General features: G+C 41.9%; 22 protein-coding genes. 20 read left to right on the top strand and 2 right to left on the bottom strand.

Annotation, left to right across the window (positions count from 1 at the left end; translation table 11 throughout):
* Positions 1-5 precede the first annotated feature (5 nt).
* From CTER_RS09415 to rpsR, 18 genes are all read left to right on the top strand, one after another.
* A complete protein-coding gene (locus CTER_RS09415; RefSeq protein ID WP_004625111.1) occupies positions 6-923 on the top strand; it encodes an ABC transporter permease in 918 nt (305 codons plus the stop codon).
* Positions 916-1485: a cysteine hydrolase family protein gene (locus CTER_RS09410; protein WP_004625112.1), complete on the top strand. Its 570-nt coding sequence runs from the start codon at positions 916-918 to the stop codon at positions 1483-1485. Before CTER_RS09415 ends, CTER_RS09410 begins: the two co-directional genes overlap by 8 nt.
* Positions 1485-2438 (top strand): carbohydrate kinase family protein, encoded by a 954-nt coding sequence (locus tag CTER_RS09405; RefSeq protein WP_004625218.1) that lies wholly within the window; start codon positions 1485-1487, stop codon positions 2436-2438. The genes CTER_RS09410 and CTER_RS09405 overlap by 1 nt, the downstream gene beginning before the upstream one ends.
* A gap of 7 nt (positions 2439-2445) precedes the next feature.
* Positions 2446-3204, top strand: coding sequence for a nucleoside phosphorylase (locus tag CTER_RS09400; protein WP_004625118.1), 759 nt, complete (start codon positions 2446-2448; stop codon positions 3202-3204).
* On the top strand, positions 3201-3989 hold the full coding sequence (locus CTER_RS09395; protein ID WP_004625124.1) for a BtpA/SgcQ family protein: 789 nt from the start codon (positions 3201-3203) through the stop codon (positions 3987-3989). The genes CTER_RS09400 and CTER_RS09395 overlap by 4 nt, the downstream gene beginning before the upstream one ends.
* A 97-nt stretch (positions 3990-4086) precedes the next feature.
* Positions 4087-5241 (top strand): iron-containing alcohol dehydrogenase, encoded by a 1155-nt coding sequence (locus CTER_RS09390; RefSeq protein ID WP_004625146.1) that lies wholly within the window; start codon positions 4087-4089, stop codon positions 5239-5241.
* A 21-nt stretch (positions 5242-5262) separates the two neighbouring features.
* Entirely contained in the window at positions 5263-5985 is a 723-nt protein-coding gene (locus CTER_RS09385) for a tryptophan synthase subunit alpha (protein ID WP_004625144.1), read from the top strand.
* A gap of 205 nt (positions 5986-6190) precedes the next feature.
* Positions 6191-7132 carry an ROK family protein gene (locus CTER_RS09380; protein WP_004625180.1) on the top strand — a complete coding sequence of 314 codons (942 nt, stop codon included), beginning with the start codon at positions 6191-6193 and terminating at the stop codon, positions 7130-7132.
* 225 nt (positions 7133-7357) lie between these two features.
* Positions 7358-8686, top strand: a complete 1329-nt coding sequence (locus CTER_RS09375; RefSeq protein ID WP_004625175.1) for an extracellular solute-binding protein — start codon at positions 7358-7360, stop codon at positions 8684-8686.
* Between the two features lie 199 nt (positions 8687-8885).
* Positions 8886-9785 (top strand): carbohydrate ABC transporter permease, encoded by a 900-nt coding sequence (locus CTER_RS09370; protein ID WP_004625204.1) that lies wholly within the window; start codon positions 8886-8888, stop codon positions 9783-9785.
* Between the two features lie 35 nt (positions 9786-9820).
* Positions 9821-10633 (top strand): carbohydrate ABC transporter permease, encoded by an 813-nt coding sequence (locus CTER_RS09365; protein ID WP_004625184.1) that lies wholly within the window; start codon positions 9821-9823, stop codon positions 10631-10633.
* A 12-nt stretch (positions 10634-10645) separates the two neighbouring features.
* Positions 10646-11584, top strand: coding sequence for an amidohydrolase family protein (locus tag CTER_RS09360; protein ID WP_004625117.1), 939 nt, complete (start codon positions 10646-10648; stop codon positions 11582-11584).
* Positions 11584-12843, top strand: coding sequence for an L-serine ammonia-lyase, iron-sulfur-dependent, subunit alpha (locus tag CTER_RS09355; RefSeq protein WP_004625190.1), 1260 nt, complete (start codon positions 11584-11586; stop codon positions 12841-12843). Before CTER_RS09360 ends, CTER_RS09355 begins: the two co-directional genes overlap by 1 nt.
* Positions 12844-12907: 64 nt before the next feature.
* The gene (locus tag CTER_RS09350; protein WP_004625109.1) at positions 12908-14050 is read left to right on the top strand and encodes an ROK family protein; all 1143 of its coding nucleotides are present in this window, start codon (positions 12908-12910) and stop codon (positions 14048-14050) included.
* 13 nt (positions 14051-14063) lie between these two features.
* Positions 14064-15587 (top strand): argininosuccinate lyase, encoded by a 1524-nt coding sequence (gene argH / locus CTER_RS09345; RefSeq protein WP_004625155.1) that lies wholly within the window; start codon positions 14064-14066, stop codon positions 15585-15587.
* Between the two features lie 168 nt (positions 15588-15755).
* Entirely contained in the window at positions 15756-16040 is a 285-nt protein-coding gene (gene rpsF / locus CTER_RS09340) for a 30S ribosomal protein S6 (RefSeq protein ID WP_004625120.1), read from the top strand.
* Between the two features lie 125 nt (positions 16041-16165).
* Positions 16166-16597, top strand: a complete 432-nt coding sequence (locus tag CTER_RS09335) for a single-stranded DNA-binding protein (RefSeq protein ID WP_004625203.1) — start codon at positions 16166-16168, stop codon at positions 16595-16597.
* Positions 16598-16690: 93 nt separating this feature from the next.
* On the top strand, positions 16691-16984 hold the full coding sequence (gene rpsR, locus CTER_RS09330; RefSeq protein WP_004625148.1) for a 30S ribosomal protein S18: 294 nt from the start codon (positions 16691-16693) through the stop codon (positions 16982-16984).
* Between the two features lie 97 nt (positions 16985-17081).
* Here the strand turns inward: rpsR and CTER_RS09325 are convergent, their stop codons facing one another.
* Together CTER_RS09325 and CTER_RS26895 are read right to left on the bottom strand one after the other, a co-directional pair.
* On the bottom strand, positions 17082-17867 hold the full coding sequence (locus tag CTER_RS09325; protein ID WP_004625165.1) for a response regulator: 786 nt from the start codon (positions 17865-17867) through the stop codon (positions 17082-17084).
* A 1-nt stretch (position 17868) separates the two neighbouring features.
* Positions 17869-19614, bottom strand: coding sequence for a sensor histidine kinase (locus tag CTER_RS26895; RefSeq protein ID WP_165585958.1), 1746 nt, complete (start codon positions 19612-19614; stop codon positions 17869-17871).
* Between the two features lie 190 nt (positions 19615-19804).
* On the opposite strand from CTER_RS26895, the gene CTER_RS09315 reads away from it, so the two are divergent.
* A complete protein-coding gene (locus CTER_RS09315) occupies positions 19805-20770 on the top strand; it encodes an ABC transporter permease (RefSeq protein WP_004625178.1) in 966 nt (321 codons plus the stop codon).
* Between the two features lie 23 nt (positions 20771-20793).
* Positions 20794-21675: a carbohydrate ABC transporter permease gene (locus CTER_RS09310; RefSeq protein WP_004625113.1), complete on the top strand. Its 882-nt coding sequence runs from the start codon at positions 20794-20796 to the stop codon at positions 21673-21675.
* Positions 21676-21679: the final 4 nt, after the last annotated feature.

Raw genomic sequence — 21679 nt, 5'->3', positions numbered from 1 at the left:
CAATTATGAACTTATTGAGTAACATTTTATACGACATGATTTATCACAGCGCTCCGCTTATCCTGGCTGTGCTGGGCGGACTGTTCGCACACAAGGCAAATGTGCTGAACATCGGGCTGGAGGGAATGATGCTCATGGGAGCCTTCAGCAGCACACTATTTGTCATGTTGACGGGAAATTTGTGGATCGGGGTTTTATTAAGCGTCCTCTGCACCTTGATACTTGGACTGATATTCTCATTTTTCGGGATAACCATGAAGAGCAACTTCATCATTACCGGTTTTGGAATAAATATATTCGTTCTGGCTTTAAGCTCCTTCATGCTTAAATATTTGCAGATGGCCAACATCAATGTAAGCTCTATCGTCAATGTAACAAATCTCAAGATCAATATTCCCTTTATAAAGGATATACCCATTGTGGGCAGCCTTTTAAGCGGGCATACGTTAATTACCTATATCAGCTTCATACTCATACTTGTTGTATCAATTGTAATGTATAAAACAAAGTTTGGAGTATATGTGAGGGTTGTAGGAGAAAACGAAGAAGCGGCAAAATCAGTTGGTATCAACAGTACTGCCATTAAATATGCGGCAGTACTCATAGGTGCGGCTCTCTGCGCCCTGGCCGGTGCAAACCTGGCAGTGGAAAGAATGGCTCTGTTTACAAATAATATGACGGCCGGCAGAGGATTTATTGCCATAGCAGCCATATACTGCGGCGGCGCCAAACCTGTAAAGTCCAGTATTTATGCTGTCATATTCGGATTGGCAAAATCCCTGGCTATCAATCTGGCTCTGTTTGCCGGACCTGTCTCAGGACTGTTTGAAATAGTACCTTACCTTATGATTGTAATCGTACTGTTTGCAGTTTCGGCAGTTGAGTCCCGCCGTACAAAGATAAGGGGGTTTAAACTTGAATAGTACAGCACTGGTCATTATTGACATGGTAAAGGATTTTACAGACCCGGAAGGGCTGGTATTTTACCCTCAGAACCGTGAGATCCTGCCAAGGATAAAACGTGTGCTTGAGGAATGCAGGAAGCACGGTATTCTTGTGATTTTCCTGCAGCATAGTTATAGAAGCGGCAAGTATGACAAAAATCTTGCAAATATGCGTCCCAACTGCATTGAAGGTACGGGCGGAGATGCTATCGATCCAATGTTTGAGGTGGACCCTGTCAGGGATTATGTGATTAAAAAAAGACGTTACAGCGGCTTTGTAGGAACTGATCTGGACATGGTTTTAAGGGAGAACGGCATAAAGAATCTGATCATAACAGGCACTAAGACAAACTGCTGCATACGTGCTACCGTCACCGATGCCTATAATCTGGACTATATTCCCATAGTGGTGTCCGACTGTGTAGCCACCAACGATGAAACTGTAAATCAGGTTCATTTATCCGATATTAAAAAATATCTCGGTAAAGTTGTGACTTCACAGGAGCTTTTCGACAATCTGGATAAAGGAGGGATAATCTGATGAAATACGATGTTCTGGTAAATGGATATGTCAGTCTGGACAGGATAATCAGGACCTCCACACCGCTGAGATACGGATATACATCTCTTGTTGAAAACAGCGACAATGCCCGTATCCAATACGGAGGTTGTTCGACCAATATTGCATATCTGATGGCAAAATTGAATATGAAAGCACTTCCTCTTATCAGAGTAGGAGGAGACGACTATATTGAGACGGGTTTTTATGATCATCTGAAAAATGCGGGAGTGTGCATGGATGCGGTTGAGATCGTTCCTGACGAGACAACTTCAAATTGTTATCTCATTGCCGATTCTGAGAATAACCATGTTACCATATTTTATCCCGGAGCAATGGACAAAAAGTATGCCAAAGGGATGGACCCCAGGTTCTTTAAAGAGGCCCGCACAGGCATTATGACTGTGGGTTCCTATGAAGATAACCTGGAATTCTACAGGCAGTGCAAGGCCTGGAGCGTACCTTTGGTTTTTGGAATGAAATGTGATTATGACGCCTTCCCGGAGGAGTTCTTCAAGGAAGTACTGCTGTACAGCAAAATTATATTCTGCAATGAATGCGAGCGGGGAGAAATACAGAGGATCTTCGGGCTTGAGGATATCACAGAGCTTTTTGAAAAGGGAAATGCCGAAATAATTGTTACCACCCTAGGAAAGAAGGGGAGCGTATACTATCACAAGACAAAAGACGGTATCTTATCCGGTCATATAACCGCAGCTGAATTTGGCAAAGTGGTGGATACCACCGGCTCGGGAGATGCGTTCATGTCGGGTTTCCTGTACGGCTATCTGAAAGGCAGAAGCGTAAAGGATTGCTGCAGCCTTGGGAGTGTTCTTTCTTCGTTTATAATAGAAAAAGTCGGCTGCACCACCAATGCACCTGACGAAGAAGCATTTCTTAAGCGTTTCAACGAATTTATCAAGGGAGAAGAGTGAGGATACAATGCAAACTTTATATTCAAAAACAGAGGAAAAAGATATAGCAAAATACGTGCTCTTTTCAGGAGATCCCTGGAGGGTGGAGACAGTTGCAAAGCAGCTGGAAGATGTACGGCATATAGCTTTTGCCAGGGAATTCAACACCTATACCGGCTTATATAAGGGTGTCAGGATAACGGTCACTTCAACAGGTATCGGAGCTCCATCAGCTGCCATTGCCATGGAGGAGATGTACCAGTGCGGTATGGAGGTTGCCGTCCGTATGGGTACCACCATGGGGCTCAAGGATGACCTGCTGGGAAAACTTATTATTCCAACAGGAGCAATGAGAGAGGAAGCTACAAGTAAAACATACGTGCCCACGTCTTTCCCGGCGGTGGCAGATATTGAACTCATAAACTGCATGAATAAAAGCACATTGGAAAACGGAAGAGAATACGTTAACGGAATCACCTGTACCATGGATGGTTTTTACAGCCAGATGAGGGATTCACGCCTGTCTGCCAAAATGAATAAAGACATGAGCGAGACTTTTACCGCTCTTAAAAAATACAATATTTCGGCAGTGGATATGGAATCCAGCTGCATGCTGGTATTGGCGAACCTCATGGGCATAAAGGGCTGTATCGTAACAATGACGACAGTTCTTGAAAACCTGAAGGACTTCCTTAAGGGGGATGCACGCACCAGATCTGAAGAAGACCTGTGCAAAATAGCTCTTGACGGGCTTGTAATATATGACAGAGAGGTGGCTGGAAAATGAAGGGTTTAAACTTTAATGATAAAAGTCTTGTAATAGGAATGGTGCATTGTCTTGCACTGCCTGGAACGCCGGGTTTCTGCGGGGATATGAAGAAAGTGACCGACCAGGCCGTGAAGGATGCCATTACGCTTGAAAAGTCAGGAATGGATGCCATAATAATAGAAAATATGGGCGACGGAGCCTTCGGCATAAATCTTGATATTGAACAGTCCTGCGCACTGGCGGCTATCAGCGCCATTGTAGCACAAAATGTGAGCATACCCATCGGCATAGATGCGGCTATGAATGATTATGCGACGGCGCTTTCCATTGCAAAGGCCATTGACGCAGATTTTGTGAGAATACCGGTATTTGTGGACACGGTGGAGTTCTTTGGAGGGATCATCACACCCTGCGCCCGTGAAGCAATGAAATTCAGAAAAAATCTCGGAGCTGAAAATGTGAAGATACTTGCCGACATTCAGGTAAAACACACTCATATGCTGCTCCCCCACGTAACCATAGAGGATTCTGCAAAAGCGGCAGAGGCCTGCGGAGCCGATGCTGTTATTGTGACGGGTACGCATATAGGTGTTGAAACTCCCATAGACATTATAAAAAGAGTCAAACAGGTTACCAAGCTGCCGGTCATTGCCGGAAGCGGTGTTAAAGCCTCCAATATAAAGGAACAGCTGAAAATTGCCAACGGTGCCATAGTGGGCTCCAGCCTGAAGGAAGGCGGCATTATAGAAAATCCTGTTTCTCCGGAGCTTTGCACAGAGCTTGTCAAAGCTTTTAATGGGTAGAAGGCTTTCCTGAAAGCACTTTGATCAACATACAAAAAATATACGAAAATGTTACAGCCTATTAGTTAAAATATTACAGAATAAAGGACTGATATTTATGATGAGACCCATGAAACTTGCCGGAAGCCAGTTGATGTTCGGACAGGGATCGCTTGAGCACCTTAAGACACTGCAGGGGAAAAAAGCATTTATTGTAACCGGCGGCTCAAGCATGAAAAAAAGCGGAATTTTACAGAAAACCATAGATTATTTGAAAGAAGCGGGAATAGACAGCTCTGTCTTTGAGGGGGTTGAACCCGATCCTCTGTTCAGCACCGTATATAGAGGCGCTGAAGCTATGAAGCAGGAACAGCCCGATATAATAATCGGACTGGGAGGGGGTTCGGCAATGGATGCGGCGAAAGCCATGTGGGTTTATTATGAGCATCCTGAATTGACCGCATTAAAGGACATTGTACCCCCCAATCCCATACCCAGGCTGAGAAACAAGGCCGTTCTGGTCTGCATACCCTCAACCAGCGGGACTGCCAGTGAGGTCAGCCGTTCTGTGGTCATCACTGATGATGAGACCCATGTGAAATACGGCATAGGCAACATGGAAATGATGCCTGACATTGCCATCTGCGACCCTGAGGTAACTGTCACCATGCCTGCAAAAATTACTGCCGAAACCGGCATGGATGCATTGACACATGCCCTGGAGGCACTGGTATCCAGGAGAGCTAATTATTTGAGCAATATATTGGCCGGAAATGCCGCAAAGGACATAATTGTAAATCTTCCCAGGGCCTGTGCCGACGGAAATACAATTGAGTACCGTGAAACAATGTTAAATGCGTCCATGGTTGCCGGACTGGCCTTTACCAATGTCTCTTTAGGTATAGTCCATTCCATGGCCCATACACTGGGAAGCTATTTCGGAGTCTCCCACGGGTTGGCCGATGCAATAATACTTCCCTTTGTTATGAAATTCAATCTGGAGGATGAAACTGCAAAAGCTGCTTATTCAAAGCTGGCAAAGGAACTGGGAGCCGATGATCTGATAAGTGTTGTTGAAAATCTGAATAAAACCATAGGTATTCCGTCGTTTATTTCAGAACTGATACCCGATGAAAACGCATATATGGAAAAGCTTGGGGCCATGTCTGAAATGGCGCTGAATGACGGATGCACCAAAACAAATCCGGTTATTCCCACCAGAGAACAGATAGAAGCATTATTCATAAAAATATATAAAGCTCAGTCAAAATAATTACAGCTTTTGGAGGTTACTGTGAAACTGATATGTTATTTATCCAATGGATATCCCACAATTGAATCAAGCATTGCAATGGCTGAAAACTATATTCAGGCAGGCTGCGATATTATAGAGGTGGATTTTCCATCCTCGGACCCCTATCTTGAGGGTGAATATATAGCCAACCGTATGAAGGAAGCTCTTGAAGCATGTAACGATTACAGTAAATATATGGATGGGATCATAAAAATTAAAAGCAATCATCCTGACACAAAGTTCATACTTCTTTCATATGAGAATACTATTTTGGAAATAGGAGTTGAGAGGTTTATAAAATTCTGTGTGGATAATGATTTAATGGACCTTATCTATGTCGGAAGCCACAACGAAGAAGTAAAGAGCAGGCTTATCGAAAACGGCATCAAGATATCCTGCTACGTACAATTCCACATGGATGAAAAGGAAATTCAATCGGCGCTTTTGTCCAACGGTTTTGTTTATATGCAGGCCAAACCTACTACAAATAATATCAATCCTGAATTTCCCACACTTAAGCACTGCATCGAGCATTTGAAGAAGCTGGGGATAAAAAGGGAGATATACTGCGGAGTGGGAATATATGCTCCTGAAGATATACAAATGGCAAAAGATGCCCGAGCCGACGGGGTTTTTGTAGGAAGTACGGTACTTAAGCTCCATAATGATGTTCCTAAAATGAAAGAAACAATAGCATTATTAAAAAAGACCTGCAATGACTAATAACCAAGTTAAACTATAGAAAATAGAATAGTCCCGGGCTGTGGACTATTCTATTTTTTTACACATATAATATATTGACAAAACAAAAATTATACACTAAAATAAAATTAAATTAATGATGAAATTTGTCGAATGTGAACAAAACGTCATTTTTTTTTGATAAAGTTAGTTCGTACATAAAACTAACAAATAGAGGAGATGACATATGCCGACAAGTATTGGTTTAGATATCGGGGGAACAAATATTTCAGCAGCAATATGTGATGAACACGGTAATATCATTTACTCTTGCAAAAGAAAAAGTGATTACCTGGGAGACCAATATATAAAAAATATTGATGATATGATTGGAACCTTGATAAAACAGAGTAAGACTGATATTCGCGGGATTGGAGTGGGAGTTCCGGGCACCGTTGATTATGATACCGGCAAAGTTGTGGTATGCCCGGCCTTTGACTGGAAAGATGTATTTCTGAAGGATCATATAGAGAGAAAGTTTGGAATAAGAGCGTTTGTTGATAATGATGTCAATGCCTGGACCATAGCCGAAAAATATCTGGGAGCTGCCAAACAGTCCAATGATTTTGCAATGGTTACCATTGGTACCGGCATTGGATGCGGATTATATCTCGATGGGAAAATATACAGAGGTCATAGCTATGAAGCCGGAGAAATAGGATACTTGCCTTTAAGCATTGAGGCGTATCAGGAATCCTACCGTAAAAATGAATTCGGCTATTTTGAAAATAAAGCTTCGGCATCGGCCGCCGGACGTATTTACCAGGCCATTACCGATAAACCTCTGGACTGCAAGGATATATTTATACAGGCGAAACAGGGAAATAATGCTGCCCAAAAGGTTGTAACAGATGTATATAAATACCTGGGGCTGGGAATAAGCTCGCTCTTTTGCATTCTTAATCCCGAGATTGTTGTGATAGGCGGAGGAATGGCGGAAGAAGGACAGGAGTTCCTTGACGAAGTGACGAGGAATGTAGCCCGGTTGATACCGTTGAAAGTGAAGCTTGGCCTTTCAAAAACCGGTGCATATGGAGGAGCTGTTGGGAGTGCTTTGAGTGTTTTTTATGCCACCAATAGTAAGGAAACCGAACGAACCAACCTGATTTTATCAAATATCAGACTATAATTGTTATAAGACTTTGTTCAAATAACAATTAATATAAAGTGCTAAACATTTTGAGCGACTCCCCGGGAAGCTGATAGACATGAAGAAAATTGCACATAATTCAATATGTTAAGGAAGGGAGGATGGGTAAGTTTTGCTTTTGTATTTACTGTCTTCTTCGGAAATTAGCTGAGGGGAATAAGTATGGCTAAAAAACATTTTGTTTGTAATTAAAAGGAGGATTTTATGGGTAGAAAAGTTATATCTCTTATTTTGGCGGGTTGCATGACGTTTTCTGTTCTTTTAGCCGGGTGCGGTAATAAAAATGAGGCACCCGATTCGACCCCGCAAACAAGTACTGAAACATCCACAACTGCAGCAGCCAAACCTGTAAGTATTGAATATTGGCAATACTTCTATGAGACAAAAGTAAATCTGATGGATGAACTGATAAAGGAATTTCAAGGTGCAAATAGTAATATAACAGTAGTTCAAAAGCATTTTCCTTATGACTCCTATCAGCAAAAGGTAGCTGCAGCAGTTTCAGCAGGTTCCGGTCCTGATATAATAAACCTCTATTATGGGTGGGTGCCAAAGTACGTTAAGTCCGGAACCTTGCAGCAGCTCCCGGAAGCATCCTTTTCGGCTGAAAAGATAGAGAGCACTTTTGCTCCAATGGTTAAAGTAAATAAAATTGACGGAAAGTATTATACTGTACCTACAGCAGTCCGTACCCTGGGTCTTTTCTGGAATAAGGATATTTTTAAGGCCAATGGCCTGGATCCTGAAAAGCCGCCCAAAACTCTTGAAGAATTGGTTGAAATGGCTAAGAAATGTACAAAGATAGAAAATGGAAAGCTTGAGATTGAAGGACTTACATTCCAGCCCTCCGGCCAATTGCACTCATGGTTCCGCCCTGTTCTTCTCAAACAGTTTGGACAGGAGCCCATAAGCGCCGACCAGAAGACAGTTCAGTGGAATGCATCGGAGAACGGATACAAAGCATTTGAGTTTCTTGTCAATCTGGCAAAGGTCGATAAAGTAGGTGAAAAAGACTTCTTTACTGATGATTCCACAGCTTTTATAAGCGGTAAGGCAGCCTTGCACATTGACGGTTCATATCGTTTGGGCTCATTGAAATCACAGGCCAAAGATCTGAATTATGGTGTAACCGTTCTGCCGTCCTACAATGGTGTCGATACATCCTTTGGTTCCTTCTGGACCAACGGTATTACTACAAATGCAACCGGAGACAAATTGGATGCATCGGTTAAATTCCTGGAGTATCTCACTTCAACCGACGTTATGAAGACCTGGACACAGAAAATTGGTGAAATCGGTGCCCGTACAGAGATTGCCAACGATCCGGAACTGCTTAAGGATGACAAACTTGCACCATTTATCCAACAATTGCCTATAGCGGATTCATACTTCTACGTTGATGAAGATGCGGACAGAAAAGCTTTGATGGATGCTATAGACAAAGTTCTGTTGAACAATGTAGATCCCAAGCAAGCTCTTGATGAAGCAACGGCACAGGTTCAGAAGCTGTTGGATGAATATTGGGGCAAGTAGGTTTTGCCCGGTGGTTGGATTATGACGAGGTAATATAGGTAATAAATTGACCTCCATAAAAAAGTTGAAGATGTACTTTTCAATACCCGGTATGTTTTAACGGACATACCGGGCACTTATGGAGGCAGTCTGTAAAAAGCATTATGTCTTATTAAAGATATGTCTTAATAAAGACTTGACTCTCAAAAGGAGGTCTCAGATGAAACTATCAATTAAAGGAAGACAATCCATGTGGGCATATATATTCATATCGGCACCTATGCTGTTTTTCCTGTGTATCAGAATTTACCCGGCCTTGTATGCATTCAATGTCAGTTTGCACAAGTGGGATCTGCTCTCAAAAAACAAACCCTTTGTATTCCTTGATAATTTTATGGATCTGTTCCATGACCAGGTATTCAAGGCTTCCTTGATAAATACCGGAAAATATATATTATTTGCAGTACCTATAGGCTTGGCGCTCAGCCTTGGTATAGCCATGCTGCTCAACAGTATCACCAAAGGCGCATCGGTCTATAGAATGGTGGTTTTTATACCATATGTAACATCAATAGTCGCCGTATCGTGGGTATGGAGATGGATGTTTATGAAACAGGGCGGTTTGATCAATAATGTAATAGGACTTTTCGGAATTTCAAGACAACCCTTCCTTGACAGTACATCTCAAGCCATATATGTAGTTATTTCAAATATAATATGGCAGGCATTGGGATTTTATACAATAATATTTTTGGCCGGCTTGAAACAGGTACCCAAAACCTACTATGAAGCTGCAATGATTGATGGTGCTTCACCCTGGCAAAAGTTTAAAAATATAACAATACCTTTATTGAATCCTACAATCGTATATCTTTCCGTAATGGCTACAATACAGACTCTGCAGGTGTTTACACAGGTGTTCAACATCACTTCCGGCGGGCAGGGAATTGCCGGTGGGCCATTAAATTCGACTGTCAGTGTTGTTCTATATATTTATCAATTGGCATTTGTTAATTACAAAATGGGTTATGCAAGTGCGGCAACAGTTGTTTTGTTCATTATAATACTCACAATATCACTGTTCCAGATGAAAGTGCTGGATAAAAAATATGATAATTGATATTGCATACAAAAAGAAGCCAAAGGAGGAGGAAAATGAGTAAATATAATAAGGTGTTTGCATATGTGGCCCTTACTATCATTGGTATCATAATGGTATTCCCGTTTTTGTGGATGATATCAACATCCCTGAAAACAGGAGTAGATATCTATAGTCCATCCATAATTCCCAAAAGTGTGACCCTCAATAACTATGCCAGAGTCATAGAAGACTCAAATTTCCTGGTGTGGTTCAAAAACAGTTTTGTGGTTGCGGGCATTACAACCGTATCGGTACTTTGCTTTGATACGTTAGTGGGCTATACATTTGCAAAACTTCCCTTCAGGGGTAAAAACTTTCTGTTTATCATAGTTCTATCCACGCTGATGATACCCACGGAAATGCTGATTATACCCTGGTATATGATGAGCAACACCCTGGGATGGATAAATACCTACTGGTCACTGCTCTTTCCAGGACTCACTTCAGCCTTCGGTATATTTATGATGAGACAGTTCTTTATGGGTGTACCTGACGACATACTTGAAGCCGGGAGAATAGATGGACTTTCCGAATTCGGAATATTTTTAAGAACAGCAATGCCCATGGTGAAGCCTGCCATGTCGGCTCTGGGCATATTTACCTTCCTGGGGAACTGGAACGCATTTTTGTGGCCGGTAATTGCGGTTGACAAGCCGGATATATACACACTGCCCGTCGGACTGGCATTGTTTTCGGGAGAATCCTATAATCAGTGGGATCTCGTTATGGCGGCAGCAAGTCTGGCAACCATACCGGTGCTGATTGTTTTCTTCTTCTTCCAGAAACAGATTATAGAAGGAATTCATATGACAGGATTGAAAGCATAGGGGGTGGAGGATTTGGATTTCGGATTGATTGACTCGCATGTTCATTTTGACGTTAAGGGGTATGAAATTGTAGGAATTCAAAAAAGATATATTGAAATGTATGGTGAAGAGAAGTGGAACAAGCTTCAGAATAAAAACCGTTATCAGAGTAAAAGATGGGCGCAGGCATGGGGCTTTCCTCAGCGTCAGCCTACGGATGCCGATGTGAAGCAGACCTCCGACAGATGGCTTTCTGAAATGGAAAGGTACAATATAGACAAACTTGTATTCGTAACCGGAGGAGGAAACGACATCTTAAGCAGGATTGTGCAGGAACATCCGGAACATTTTATAGGATATGCGCATCACAGTCCTTTTGAGGCCGATGCTTCCCAAAAGCTTGAGTACGCCGTATCAAGCCAGGGGTTAAAGGGGTATAAAATTATTGCACCCGATCTGCCCGGAAGGATTGACGATTCGGTGCTTAAACCTGTATGGGCCGCAGCCGAAAAACACCAGATCCCGGTGCTGATTCATTTCGGTATCCTGGGGGCTGCCGGAGGCCTGGCAACACATGAAAACATCAATCCCATGATATTGCATGATGTTGCAAGGGCATATCCTGACATACCTTTTATTATCCCACACTTCGGCTGCGGATACCCCCAGGAGCTCCTGCAGCTTGCATGGGTCTGCCCCAATATCCATGTGGACACATCCGGCAGCAATCAATGGACAAGATGGATGCCATATACACTCACAATAAAGGATTTATTCAAAAAATACTATGAAACCATAGGCCCAGAAAGAATAATATTCGGAACTGATTCAGAGTGGTTCCCCCGCGGGTTTGTCAGGCAGTATTATGATGAACAGCGCAAGGACTGTATTGAGCTGGGGATGAAACAGGATGAAGTAAAAATGATATTTAGAAATAATATCGCCAGATTGCTCAAGCAGGAGGAAACATAATGAATGAAGGAATACGCAGTATTTTGGATAGAGAAATAAAAATGACTATGGGGTGTACCGACCCCGGTGCAATAGCATATGCTGCATCAAAAGCTGCTTCAATCCTTGACGGAAGCTTAAGGAGAATCAATATTGTTCTCAGTAAAAATATATATAAAAATGCTGCGTATGTGGGGATTCCTGTAATAAAGAAATATGGTATTGAATATGCCGCGCTTTTGGGGGCCATGATTAAAAGGCCCGAGCTGAAGTTGTCGGTTTTAGGGGAAATCAGCGCTGAGATGCAGAACAACGTGGACAACTATATAAATGAGATACCTGTAACGGTAGCCTGTTCGGATACCGATGAAACGCTTTATATCAGCGTCACGTGCATCAGTGATGCTTCCGGTGTTACGGTTGTAATCAGGGAAGATTATGACCAGATATGCCATATAGAAAAAGATGATCAGATAATATATCATAATGAGCCCCAAAAAGTGTGTAAAGAAAACAGTTTTGATAGATGGGATTTCAGAAGCCTGTATTCGGCGGCTCTGGAGGAGGATATGCAAGAGGGCTCCATTCTGAAGTATGAGGAAATTAACAAAAGGGCTGCAATGTCTAATTTGCCTGAGGATGCCGGGAAATATCTGCAAAGGATTCTCAGCCTGGCTGATGTTCCGGCAAATGATATGGCAAACATGGCCCGGATTTATGTATTGAATGCCGGAAGGATGAGGATGTCGGGGGAAAGAGCTCCCATAGTCAGTCTGGCCGGCAGCGGGAACCTTGGGATAACAAGCATGCTTGCGGTATCTGCCGTCTGTGATGCAATCAGGAAACCCCCGGCAGAAAGAGAGCGGGCCATATATTTATCTGTTTTAATTGCGGCATACATTAAAAGCCAGATGAACCGCCTCACAGTAATGTGCGGAACAGCGGTCGCCGGAGCCGCCGGAGCTGCGGCCGCGACGGCTTATTTGATGGGAGGCGGCTGTAAGGAAGCGGAAGACGCAGTGAACACTGTAATCGGAAGTATAGCCGGTATGCTCTGTGATGGTGCAAAGGAAAGCTGTGCATTTAAAGTAAGCTTTGCTGCAGAGTGTGCGGTAATGAGCGGGATTATGGCGGTTGATAAAGCCGGGATACGGCCGGGCAGCGGCATAATTACCCATGACATAGATGAAAATATACGGAATCTCGGCTATATAAATAATTATGGAATGAAGGAAGCTGATAATATCATGTTAAATATCCTTCACTCACAAAAAAAGTAGAAGATATACAATATTTGTTATAAAATGATTGGTGTTATAGTAAAAACATAAGGAGTATTTGAGAATGATAAAGGGTACGCCAGAATACATTAAATTAATGAACAAAAAAACAGTTCTTTCATTAATTGTAAAGGAAAAGTCTATATCTAGAGCAATGATTTCTACCCTTACCAATTTGAGCAAGTCTACTGTTTCCTCCATCGTTGAAGAATTACTGGGCGAAAATATTATAAGGGAAAAGGGAGAAGGAATTTCTACGAAACTAGGCGGCAGAAAGCCTATAGAACTGGTGTTTAACCCATCTGCAGGGTATATAATAGGTATTGATATAGGTGCGTCCAAAAGCATCTGTGTAATATCCGATCTGTCTGGAAAAATACTATTAAAAGAAGTAATACAGAGAATAAACTCCAAAGAGGACAAATATTTAAACAGCATTGTGCAGATTATTAAGGAAATGGTTACCAGACTGGGGATTAACGATAGGTTAATCGGTGTAGGGGTAGGTATTCCCGGAACTGCCGATATTGAAAACGGGATTGCAAGGTTTGTACCAAAGCTTAATTGGGTGGATTTCCCCATAAGGGATGTTCTTTCAAAAGAATTAAATCTGGACGTATTTATCGATAATGACGTAAATATGGCAGTCTTCGGGGAAAAATGGCTTGGAGTTGGAAAAGAATACAGCAATTTCGTGTTTATATCCATTGGAGATGGTATTGGGAGCGGAATTATTATAGATAATAAAATATACAGAGGCAACAATTATACCGGAGGAGAAATAGGATATCTTGTACTTTCAAAAGATGCTTTAAAAACCGAAATCTATACACCGGATGCCTATGGCTATTTTGAAAGTGTAGCTTCAGGAAGTGCTATCGAGAGAAAAATGAACATCAGCTGCAAAGAGGTCTTTGAAAAGGCTCTTCACAATGATAAGGCTTCTATTGAAGCAGTTAATGAGATGACTGAATATCTGAGTATGGGAATTTCAAATATAGTGAGTATACTAAGTCCCCAGGCAGTTATTCTGGGCGGCGGAGTATCAAAGGCAGGACTTGGTTTGCTGCTGACAATAAGAAAAGAAGTGGCAAGGCTTACTCCGGTTGGAGCGGAAATAGTTTTGTCAGAACTGGAAGATGATGCCGGCGTTATGGGGTGTGTAGCCACCGTGCTGGCAGAAAAATATGGAATCAGTTTTTATTGAGGGGGAATCCTATATGTATACAAAAGAATATGTTGAGCAAATGGATGGCAGGAACTTTCCCGGCAAAACTTTTCAGGAGTGTGTCCTGGCGCCTATCTTTGACACTCAGAAGAATTATTATGCCGGGCCTTTTATTGAAATAAGCAAGGCTCACGCTGTTATGCTGTATGAACAAAAAATAATTACATTGCAGGAAGCAAAGGATATTCTGGCGGGACTCAGGCAGATTGAAGCAATTGATATGAATGACAGGACATATGATCCTTCCTATGAGGATATGTTCTTTATGATAGAGCATGAGCTGGAAAGCCTGGTGGGCAGGGATACGGCAGGAAGACTGCACATTGCAAGGAGCCGGAATGATATAGACATATGCGAATTCCGCATGGTACTGAGGCAAAAGGTACTTGAAGTAATGGAAGCATTGAACATATTCCGGCAGGTATTACTTTCCCTGGCCGGAGAGAACATAAATACAGTCATGCCTGCATATACGCATACACAACCGGCCCAGCCAAGTACCCTGGCCCACTATATTTTAGCATTTCAGGACTCCTTGGAACGGGATTTCACCAGGTTTGTCCAGGTGGTGAAAACCATAAACCACAGTCCTCTGGGTGCCGCAGCCATCACAACCACAGGATTCCCTATAAACCGGCAGAGAACCGGTGAATTATTGGGATTTGACGGTCTTGTTGAAAATTCATACGATAGTATTGCAGGCTGCGATTATCTCACTGAATGCGCAGCGGTTCTTGCAATTATGAATACCAGCTTGTCGAGGTTTATGAAAGATACATTGGATTTTTGTACAAAGGAATTTAATGTTTTTTATTTGTCTGATCCATATGTACAAACCAGCAGCATAATGCCCCAGAAAAGGAATCCTTCTTCCCTGGAGCAGACCAGACCAGCTATCAGCAAAGCTATAGCCGAAGCAAAAAGCATATTTGATATTCTGCACAACACACCTTTTGGAGATATCGTCGATACCGAAGAACAATTGCAGCCGCATCTGTATGATTCAATAAAATATACAATCAGAGCGTTAAAAATGCTGAGTTCTGTTTTTGCTACCTTAAAGGTCAATAAAGACATACTTTTGCAGAGGGCTCATGAAGGATTTATTACTGCCACCGAATTAGCCGACGTGCTGGTAAGGGATAAGGGCCTGTCCTTCCGTCACAGCCATAAGATAACCAGTACAATAGTAAAACATATGGTAAAGAATGGACAGAAAGCGCAGGATATAACGCCTCAGATAATTTCAGACATATCCAGGGAGATACTGGGGAGATCCATAGATCTTGAACCTGCCGAGATTGAAAAGGCATTGGATCCGGTTAATTTTATCAATGTCAGATCGGTTACAGGGGGACCGGCACCTGCAGAGACCGAAAGGATGCTAACAAACAGGGGGGAAGCTCTTGAAAGGGATCAGAGTTTGCTGAAGCAATACATTGAGAAACTGAAAGATGCCGAACGTCTTCTGAATGAAGCGATGGAAAATATTATTTGCTGTGAGCCCCTGGCTTAAAGGGTGATTGTGGGGGAGGCAAAATAAAAATTAGCTTGCCTGTTTTTGTGATTTGTGTTAAAATATAAAATCGTATGTGAGAAAACTTTTTCACATAAATAAAATATGAACATCCTTGCTCTGTACTCCTGTTACAGAGCCGTAAAGTCCGAGGGGAGGTGACCGGTAATGTTAAAGAAGTATGAAACTATCTTTATTATCAATTCAGAGGTTGGAGAGGAATCCACAAAAGCCCTGGTTGAAAAATTTAAGACTATGCTCGAAACTTCAGCCCAGCTCGAAAGCATTGATGAGTGGGGTAAGAGAAAGTTGGCGTATGAGATTGATGACAAGAACGAGGGTTATTACGTGCTTGCTAATTTTTCATCAGAGCCAAGTTTTCCTGCTGAATTAGAGAGAATGTATAAAATCACTGAAGGAATCCTTAAATATATCGTAATAGCTAAGGATTAATTGTTGATTGTAAGGTGAGGCTTGCTTTATTAAAAGTATCTTTCACGTTTCGTTAACAAGTGTTTTTATTACTATTGACTGCGTGATCCGTGCTTTAGCACGCCGCGAGTAAAGGGAAGGTTAGTATGAACAAAGTTGTATTGATGGGTAGACTTACTAAAGATCCTGATCTGAGATACACCAGTGGAAACAATACTGCTGTCGCAAGTTTTTCCATTGCTGTAAACAGACGTGTTACTGCAAAGGAAGGTCAGCCCCAGGCTGATTTCATAAATATTGTAGCATGGAACAAAACTGCTGAATTTTGTGGGAAGTATTTCACAAAGGGAATGCAGGTAGCCATCGTTGGAAGGCTTCAGACCAGAACCTGGGATGACAACGAAGGTAAACGTCATTATGTTACTGAAGTAGTAGCTGACGAAACCTACTTTGCCGACAGCAAGAGGAGCGGAGAAGGCGGAGCGGGCGCTCCGGCACCAAGAACCTATTCCGAAAATCCTGCGTCATCGGGGGATGGCTTCTATCCAATGGATGAGGATGATGAACTTCCGTTCTAAATGGAAGACAGGATCCATAAACAGTGAATCAATTGAACGAATTATAAATGATAATCAGTACCGTACGGCGGTACATGAAAGGAGGATTTTCAAATGCCAGGACCAAAGAGAGATAACAGAAGAAACGATAGAGATTCTTATGATAAGGGCGAAGGTAAGGGCGGCATGAGAATGAGAAGAGCAAAGAAAAAAGTTTGCTCATTCTGTGTTGATAAGGCTACTGATATAGATTACAAAGATGTTGCCAAGATCAGAAAGTATGTTTCTGAAAGAGGTAAGATTCTTCCCAGAAGAATATCAGGAAACTGTGCCAAGCACCAGCGTCAGCTGACAGTTGCCGTGAAGAGAGCAAGACATATTGCTTTGCTTCCGTACACTGCGGAGTAAGAATTATAAAGGCCGGAACAACGGCTTAACAGAGAAAATATAATTATCAATAGAAAACCCGCCGGATCATTTTGATTCAGCGGGTTTTTGGTTTTCATCAGGATATCAGATCCCTGGAAGAGTATTTCTGGCGGAACTGACCCGGAGTATCACCGATCCGCTTTTTGAAAACCTTGTAAAAGTGGCGTTCGTTCATAAAACCCGATGCCGTTGCAACATGCTTGATACCGGCATTTTTACTGCTTAAAAGCAATTCGATGCTCTTACTTAAACGGACACAGTCCAGGAAATAAAGAAAAGTTGTATTCAGCTCATTCTGGAATAAGGAACATATATAATTGGGATTCAGATCAAAGGCTGTGCCGATTTGTTCAAGGGATATGTCAATGGTAAAATGCGAATATATATACTCTGTTATTTTCCGGAATTTGTCGGAACAGTTCCGAGCACTGTTCAAAATCTTGTATATTGAAAGCTCATACAGGCTGGAGTTTGGAGAGGCATTTCCTGCACCGGACAGTTCACTTTCCACCTTAAGTATGATGGTTTTAAACTCGTCTTTATTGATTGGTTTCAATAAATAGTCATTTACCTTGTAACGGAGGGCCTGCCTCACAAAATCAAACCTTTCATATCCCGTTAAAATGACAAAGTGCTTACAGTACTGTTTTTCCTGAGCCTCTTTTATTAAATCAAGACCATTCATGCACGGCATATCTATATCGGTAATAAGCAGATCTGTCCCTTTGCTGCCCAATATTTTCAGAGCATCAACCGCATTAAAAGCCGTAGTAATATGGCAGTTCTCAATGTTAAATTGATTAATAATAGCCGTCAGGCCTTTTACAATCATCACGTCATCATCTACAATCAAAAAATCCAAATCAATCCCCCCTGATATTTGAGATTATAATAGTACATACAGTTCCTCTCAACTCGCCGTTTTCTATAAACAAGCCTGAATGCTCTCCGAAGAAAGCCTTAATCCTTTCATTTACATTTGCAATTCCTATGCTGCTTTTTAGTGTATTCAGCCCGTTGTCGGTTTCGATGCCCATCAGTACGTTATTGATTTTCAACCGGCGTTCGGGAGGGATTCCCGGACCATTGTCGGTTACAGATATTAAAATATTCCCGTCGGCTTCACGAACCCTGACCTTTACCACCAGAGTGGAATTAACACCGGAAATACCGTGATGGATACAGTTTTCCACAAGGGGCTGTAAAATAAAGCCGGGACAGCTCAGGTCATCTATACTGCAGTCAACCTCTATGGAATATTCCAGGCGCTTTCCCATACTGGCCTTGTATATTTCAAGGTAGTTCCTGACATTTTCTATTTCATTTTTAAGCTGGGTGACATCTTTGTTGGAAGAGATATTGTATCTCAAAAAACGTCCCAGATTGTAAAGAATATCGGCCACGTCCGGGGTGCCGTTTGCCTCTGCCATCATACGCACCGTTTCAAGGGAATTATAAATGAAATGCGGTTTTATCTGTGCCTGCAGGGCGTGGAAATCTGCCTCCTTCTTTTTGAGAGTGACAATATTCAGGCTGTTTACAAGCTCGCTGATACGCAGGATCATGTTGTTATAGGATTTGATTAGGAAACCCACTTCATCGGCGTAGCCTTCCGTAGAGTATACATGCAGGTAGTTGTAATCAATTTTCTGGAGATGGCCTGTGAATTTTATGATCCTTCTGATGACCGAGGATATTATCATATAATAAATAAAGGTCAGGAAGACCAGTGAAAGCATAAGAGGGAGCAGGATACCAAACAGATTTCCGGTTTTTAACACCTGGGATTTAGGCGTTATGGAAACGATTTTACCGTTTAATTCATTTATATCCAGTGTATTTATAAATAAATCCTTATGCCTGTTGTTCAGGTAATCGGTAATAATTGGAGTGGATTCCACCAGTTGTCCCGTATATAATTGAACGCTGTGAGCCCGTATTATCAGCCATTTGTTTTCACAGCCGAATAGCACTGTCTTATCGTCATTGACCGAGAAGATGTCCAGCATATTGCAAGCTTCAATTGTAATGCTCAGGGCACCTATGCTTTTGCTGAAACTGGAGTTGAACAGCGCTTTTTCAAATGTAAACAAGGGTGTTTTAGAATCGCCTTCCAGCTTCCAGCTGCCTTTGTATGTGGGCAGGGTGGTATTGGAAGCCATATTTCCCGTATCAAGGTAAATAATGTCCGAACTTAGCGGAACCAGAGGCTCGCGGTAGGAAAATACCGTTATTTCCTTTATGTCACGAATGCTGGTGTGTATATATGAAAACAAGGGACGGATGCCGTTCAGATAACCATATATCTCATCTCCCTTTGAGGAGTACCTCCCGGTGAGATAACCGGACAGGGGCTGGCTGTTTTGAAACAGCTGATATACGACTGAGACCTGGGAAGTCTGTTCTTTAAGGTTTGCATAAGATTGTTCAAGGAGCCTCTGTTCATCGGCGCAGTACCTGTCTCCGATATTTTTGGTTTCCTGCTTGACATAGATAACACTGAATATTAACGTGGGGATCAAAACAACAATTACATAACCTGACACCATTTTCTTCCACAAGGTCAGGTTCATATATGAATGCCATACCGTATGGAATATTTTTTTCATGGCAGGAAGGGCCATATCAATCAATCCTTTATAAGAAAATAATTTAGTCGATTATAACAAAATTAAGCGGATAACTCAATATGGCTACCTTAACTTTGGACATAAACTTGAAGTATGAACAGTATTTTTCTCAGGGCAAAAGCTGTATTCTTTAGTTGTGAAACAATAAAGAGACAAGGAGAATACATAAATGAGCGGTACAGTTAGTCGTAATCATAAAAGCAGCGGTGTTTGGCGGACTTTCCGCAAACAAAAAATACCACAGACTTTTGCAATATTGGGTATAATATATCTGCTTATTTTTAGTTATGTGCCAATGTCAGGCCTGATAATGGCTTTTAAAAATTATAATATTTCATTGGGCGTTATGGGAATCTTCACAAGTGATTGGGTGGGGCTGAAGCACTTCAAAGCATTTGTAAACGATATCAACTTCTGGACCATAATCAGAAATACGGTTGCACTCAGCTTCCTAAAGCTGATATTTGCATTTCCCATGCCCATAATATTTGCTGTGATGCTGAATGAAATCAAGCAAAATAAAATTAAGAGGTGCATTCAGACTATCAGTTATCTGCCGCACTTTATTTCCTGGGTCATTGTCTCGGGTCTCGCAATTAATTTTTTAGCGACCGACAACGGGCTGATCAATCAAATGCTTATTGCTCTGGGCCTGATTAAAGACGGCATACCCTTTCTCACCAGTGCCGGTCACTTCTGGCCCCTGGCGGTGGTGCTGGATGTCTGGAAGGATATGGGCTGGTGGACTATCATATTTTTAGCTGCCATAACCGGAATAGATCCGTCTCTATATGAAGCTGCGGATATTGACGGTGCCAGCAGGTTTTCAAAGATTTTGAAGATTACAATTCCGGGTATCAGGGGAACCATAGCGGTAGTCCTTATCCTTGCTTTAGGAAATTTATTCGGAGGAGGTCTAAGCGGCTCCAACTTTGAGCAGTCCTACCTGCTTGGAAACGCAATGAACCTGGAAAAGTCACAGATAATTCAGACGTACATATTCAAGGTGGGCCTGTCCAACGGGAGATATGCATATGCGACGGCTATAGGACTTATACAGTCGGTAATATCGTTGATTTTGATTTTTGGAAGTAATCTTGTCTCAAAAAAAGTTTCGGACACGAGCTTGTTTTAATCTGTAGAAATGAGGGTGGAGCAATGAAAAGAGCAAGTAAGGGTGATGTTATTTTTGACAGCATCAAATGGATATTTTTAGCCGTAGTTGTATTCGTTACATTATATCCTTTCTATTACGTACTGATTCAATCCTTAAGCCAGGGGATGTCTGCGCTGACCGATAATGTAATTTTTTATCCAAAGAAATTGACCCTGGAAAATTATATACCGTTTTTTACAGATGAAAAGTGGAAAACAGCTATTTTCATTTCTGTGTTCAGGACTGTTACCGGCACTGCCATAGGTCTCATGTTCACATGCCTGGTATCCTATAGCTTGTCCTTCAAGGATCTTGCATTCAGAAAGTTTTATTTTACAATTCTTATAATCAGCATGTATTTTTCAGGGGGCATAATCCCATATTATATGCTTTTGAAGAATCTTAACCTGTTTAATACGTTTTTGGTATACATAATTCCTGGAGCCTTGAATATTTTCTTTGTCATGGTAGGTATATCCTTTTTCAGGGAAATCCCGCAGGAGCTGTTTGATTCGGCGCATGTGGACGGAGCCAATGATTTTATAATATTCTGGAAGCTGGTCCTTCCGGTTTCCAAGCCGTTTCTTGCAACAATAGCACTGTTCCTTGGTGTAGAGCACTGGAATGCCTGGTTTGATTCGGCATTTTTTGTCCAGAAACCCGAGTTGAAAACCCTGTCCTTTCTGATGATGCAAATAGTCAACAAAAATCAGATAAGCGGAAGCGTTTCAGCAGGTGCGGCAGCCTACAAGTCCTCAATGATCACCTCCTTCTCTCTGCAGTCGGCGGCAATGATCATAGCGGTACTGCCCATTATTTGCGTATATCCTTTTTTGCAGAAGTATTTTGTCAAGGGAATGATGATTGGTTCGGTCAAAGGGTAAAAAT

Source organism: Ruminiclostridium cellobioparum subsp. termitidis CT1112 (assembly GCF_000350485.1).
GTDB lineage: Bacteria > Bacillota > Clostridia > Acetivibrionales > DSM-1351 > Ruminiclostridium > Ruminiclostridium termitidis.
The sequence above is the reverse complement of the archived record's forward strand: the minus strand, read 5'-3'. Positions and strand labels throughout refer to the sequence as shown.

Excerpts from the sequence above, each read along its gene's own strand:
- CTER_RS09415 (WP_004625111.1), top strand. The coding sequence starts at position 6 with ATGAACTTATTGAGTAACATTTTATACGACATGATTTATCACAGCGCT.
- CTER_RS09405 (WP_004625218.1), top strand. The coding sequence starts at position 1,485 with ATGAAATACGATGTTCTGGTAAATGGATATGTCAGTCTGGACAGGATA.
- CTER_RS09400 (WP_004625118.1), top strand. The coding sequence starts at position 2,446 with ATGCAAACTTTATATTCAAAAACAGAGGAAAAAGATATAGCAAAATAC.
- CTER_RS09395 (WP_004625124.1), top strand. The coding sequence starts at position 3,201 with ATGAAGGGTTTAAACTTTAATGATAAAAGTCTTGTAATAGGAATGGTG.
- CTER_RS09390 (WP_004625146.1), top strand. The coding sequence starts at position 4,087 with ATGATGAGACCCATGAAACTTGCCGGAAGCCAGTTGATGTTCGGACAG.
- CTER_RS09380 (WP_004625180.1), top strand. The coding sequence starts at position 6,191 with ATGCCGACAAGTATTGGTTTAGATATCGGGGGAACAAATATTTCAGCA.
- CTER_RS09375 (WP_004625175.1), top strand. The coding sequence starts at position 7,358 with ATGGGTAGAAAAGTTATATCTCTTATTTTGGCGGGTTGCATGACGTTT.
- CTER_RS09370 (WP_004625204.1), top strand. The coding sequence starts at position 8,886 with ATGAAACTATCAATTAAAGGAAGACAATCCATGTGGGCATATATATTC.
- CTER_RS09365 (WP_004625184.1), top strand. The coding sequence starts at position 9,821 with ATGAGTAAATATAATAAGGTGTTTGCATATGTGGCCCTTACTATCATT.
- CTER_RS09355 (WP_004625190.1), top strand. The coding sequence starts at position 11,584 with ATGAATGAAGGAATACGCAGTATTTTGGATAGAGAAATAAAAATGACT.
- CTER_RS09350 (WP_004625109.1), top strand. The coding sequence starts at position 12,908 with ATGATAAAGGGTACGCCAGAATACATTAAATTAATGAACAAAAAAACA.
- argH (WP_004625155.1), top strand. The coding sequence starts at position 14,064 with ATGTATACAAAAGAATATGTTGAGCAAATGGATGGCAGGAACTTTCCC.
- rpsF (WP_004625120.1), top strand. The coding sequence starts at position 15,756 with ATGTTAAAGAAGTATGAAACTATCTTTATTATCAATTCAGAGGTTGGA.
- CTER_RS09335 (WP_004625203.1), top strand. The coding sequence starts at position 16,166 with ATGAACAAAGTTGTATTGATGGGTAGACTTACTAAAGATCCTGATCTG.
- rpsR (WP_004625148.1), top strand. The coding sequence starts at position 16,691 with ATGCCAGGACCAAAGAGAGATAACAGAAGAAACGATAGAGATTCTTAT.
- CTER_RS26895 (WP_165585958.1), bottom strand. The coding sequence starts at position 19,614 with ATGAAAAAAATATTCCATACGGTATGGCATTCATATATGAACCTGACC.
- CTER_RS09315 (WP_004625178.1), top strand. The coding sequence starts at position 19,805 with ATGAGCGGTACAGTTAGTCGTAATCATAAAAGCAGCGGTGTTTGGCGG.
- CTER_RS09310 (WP_004625113.1), top strand. The coding sequence starts at position 20,794 with ATGAAAAGAGCAAGTAAGGGTGATGTTATTTTTGACAGCATCAAATGG.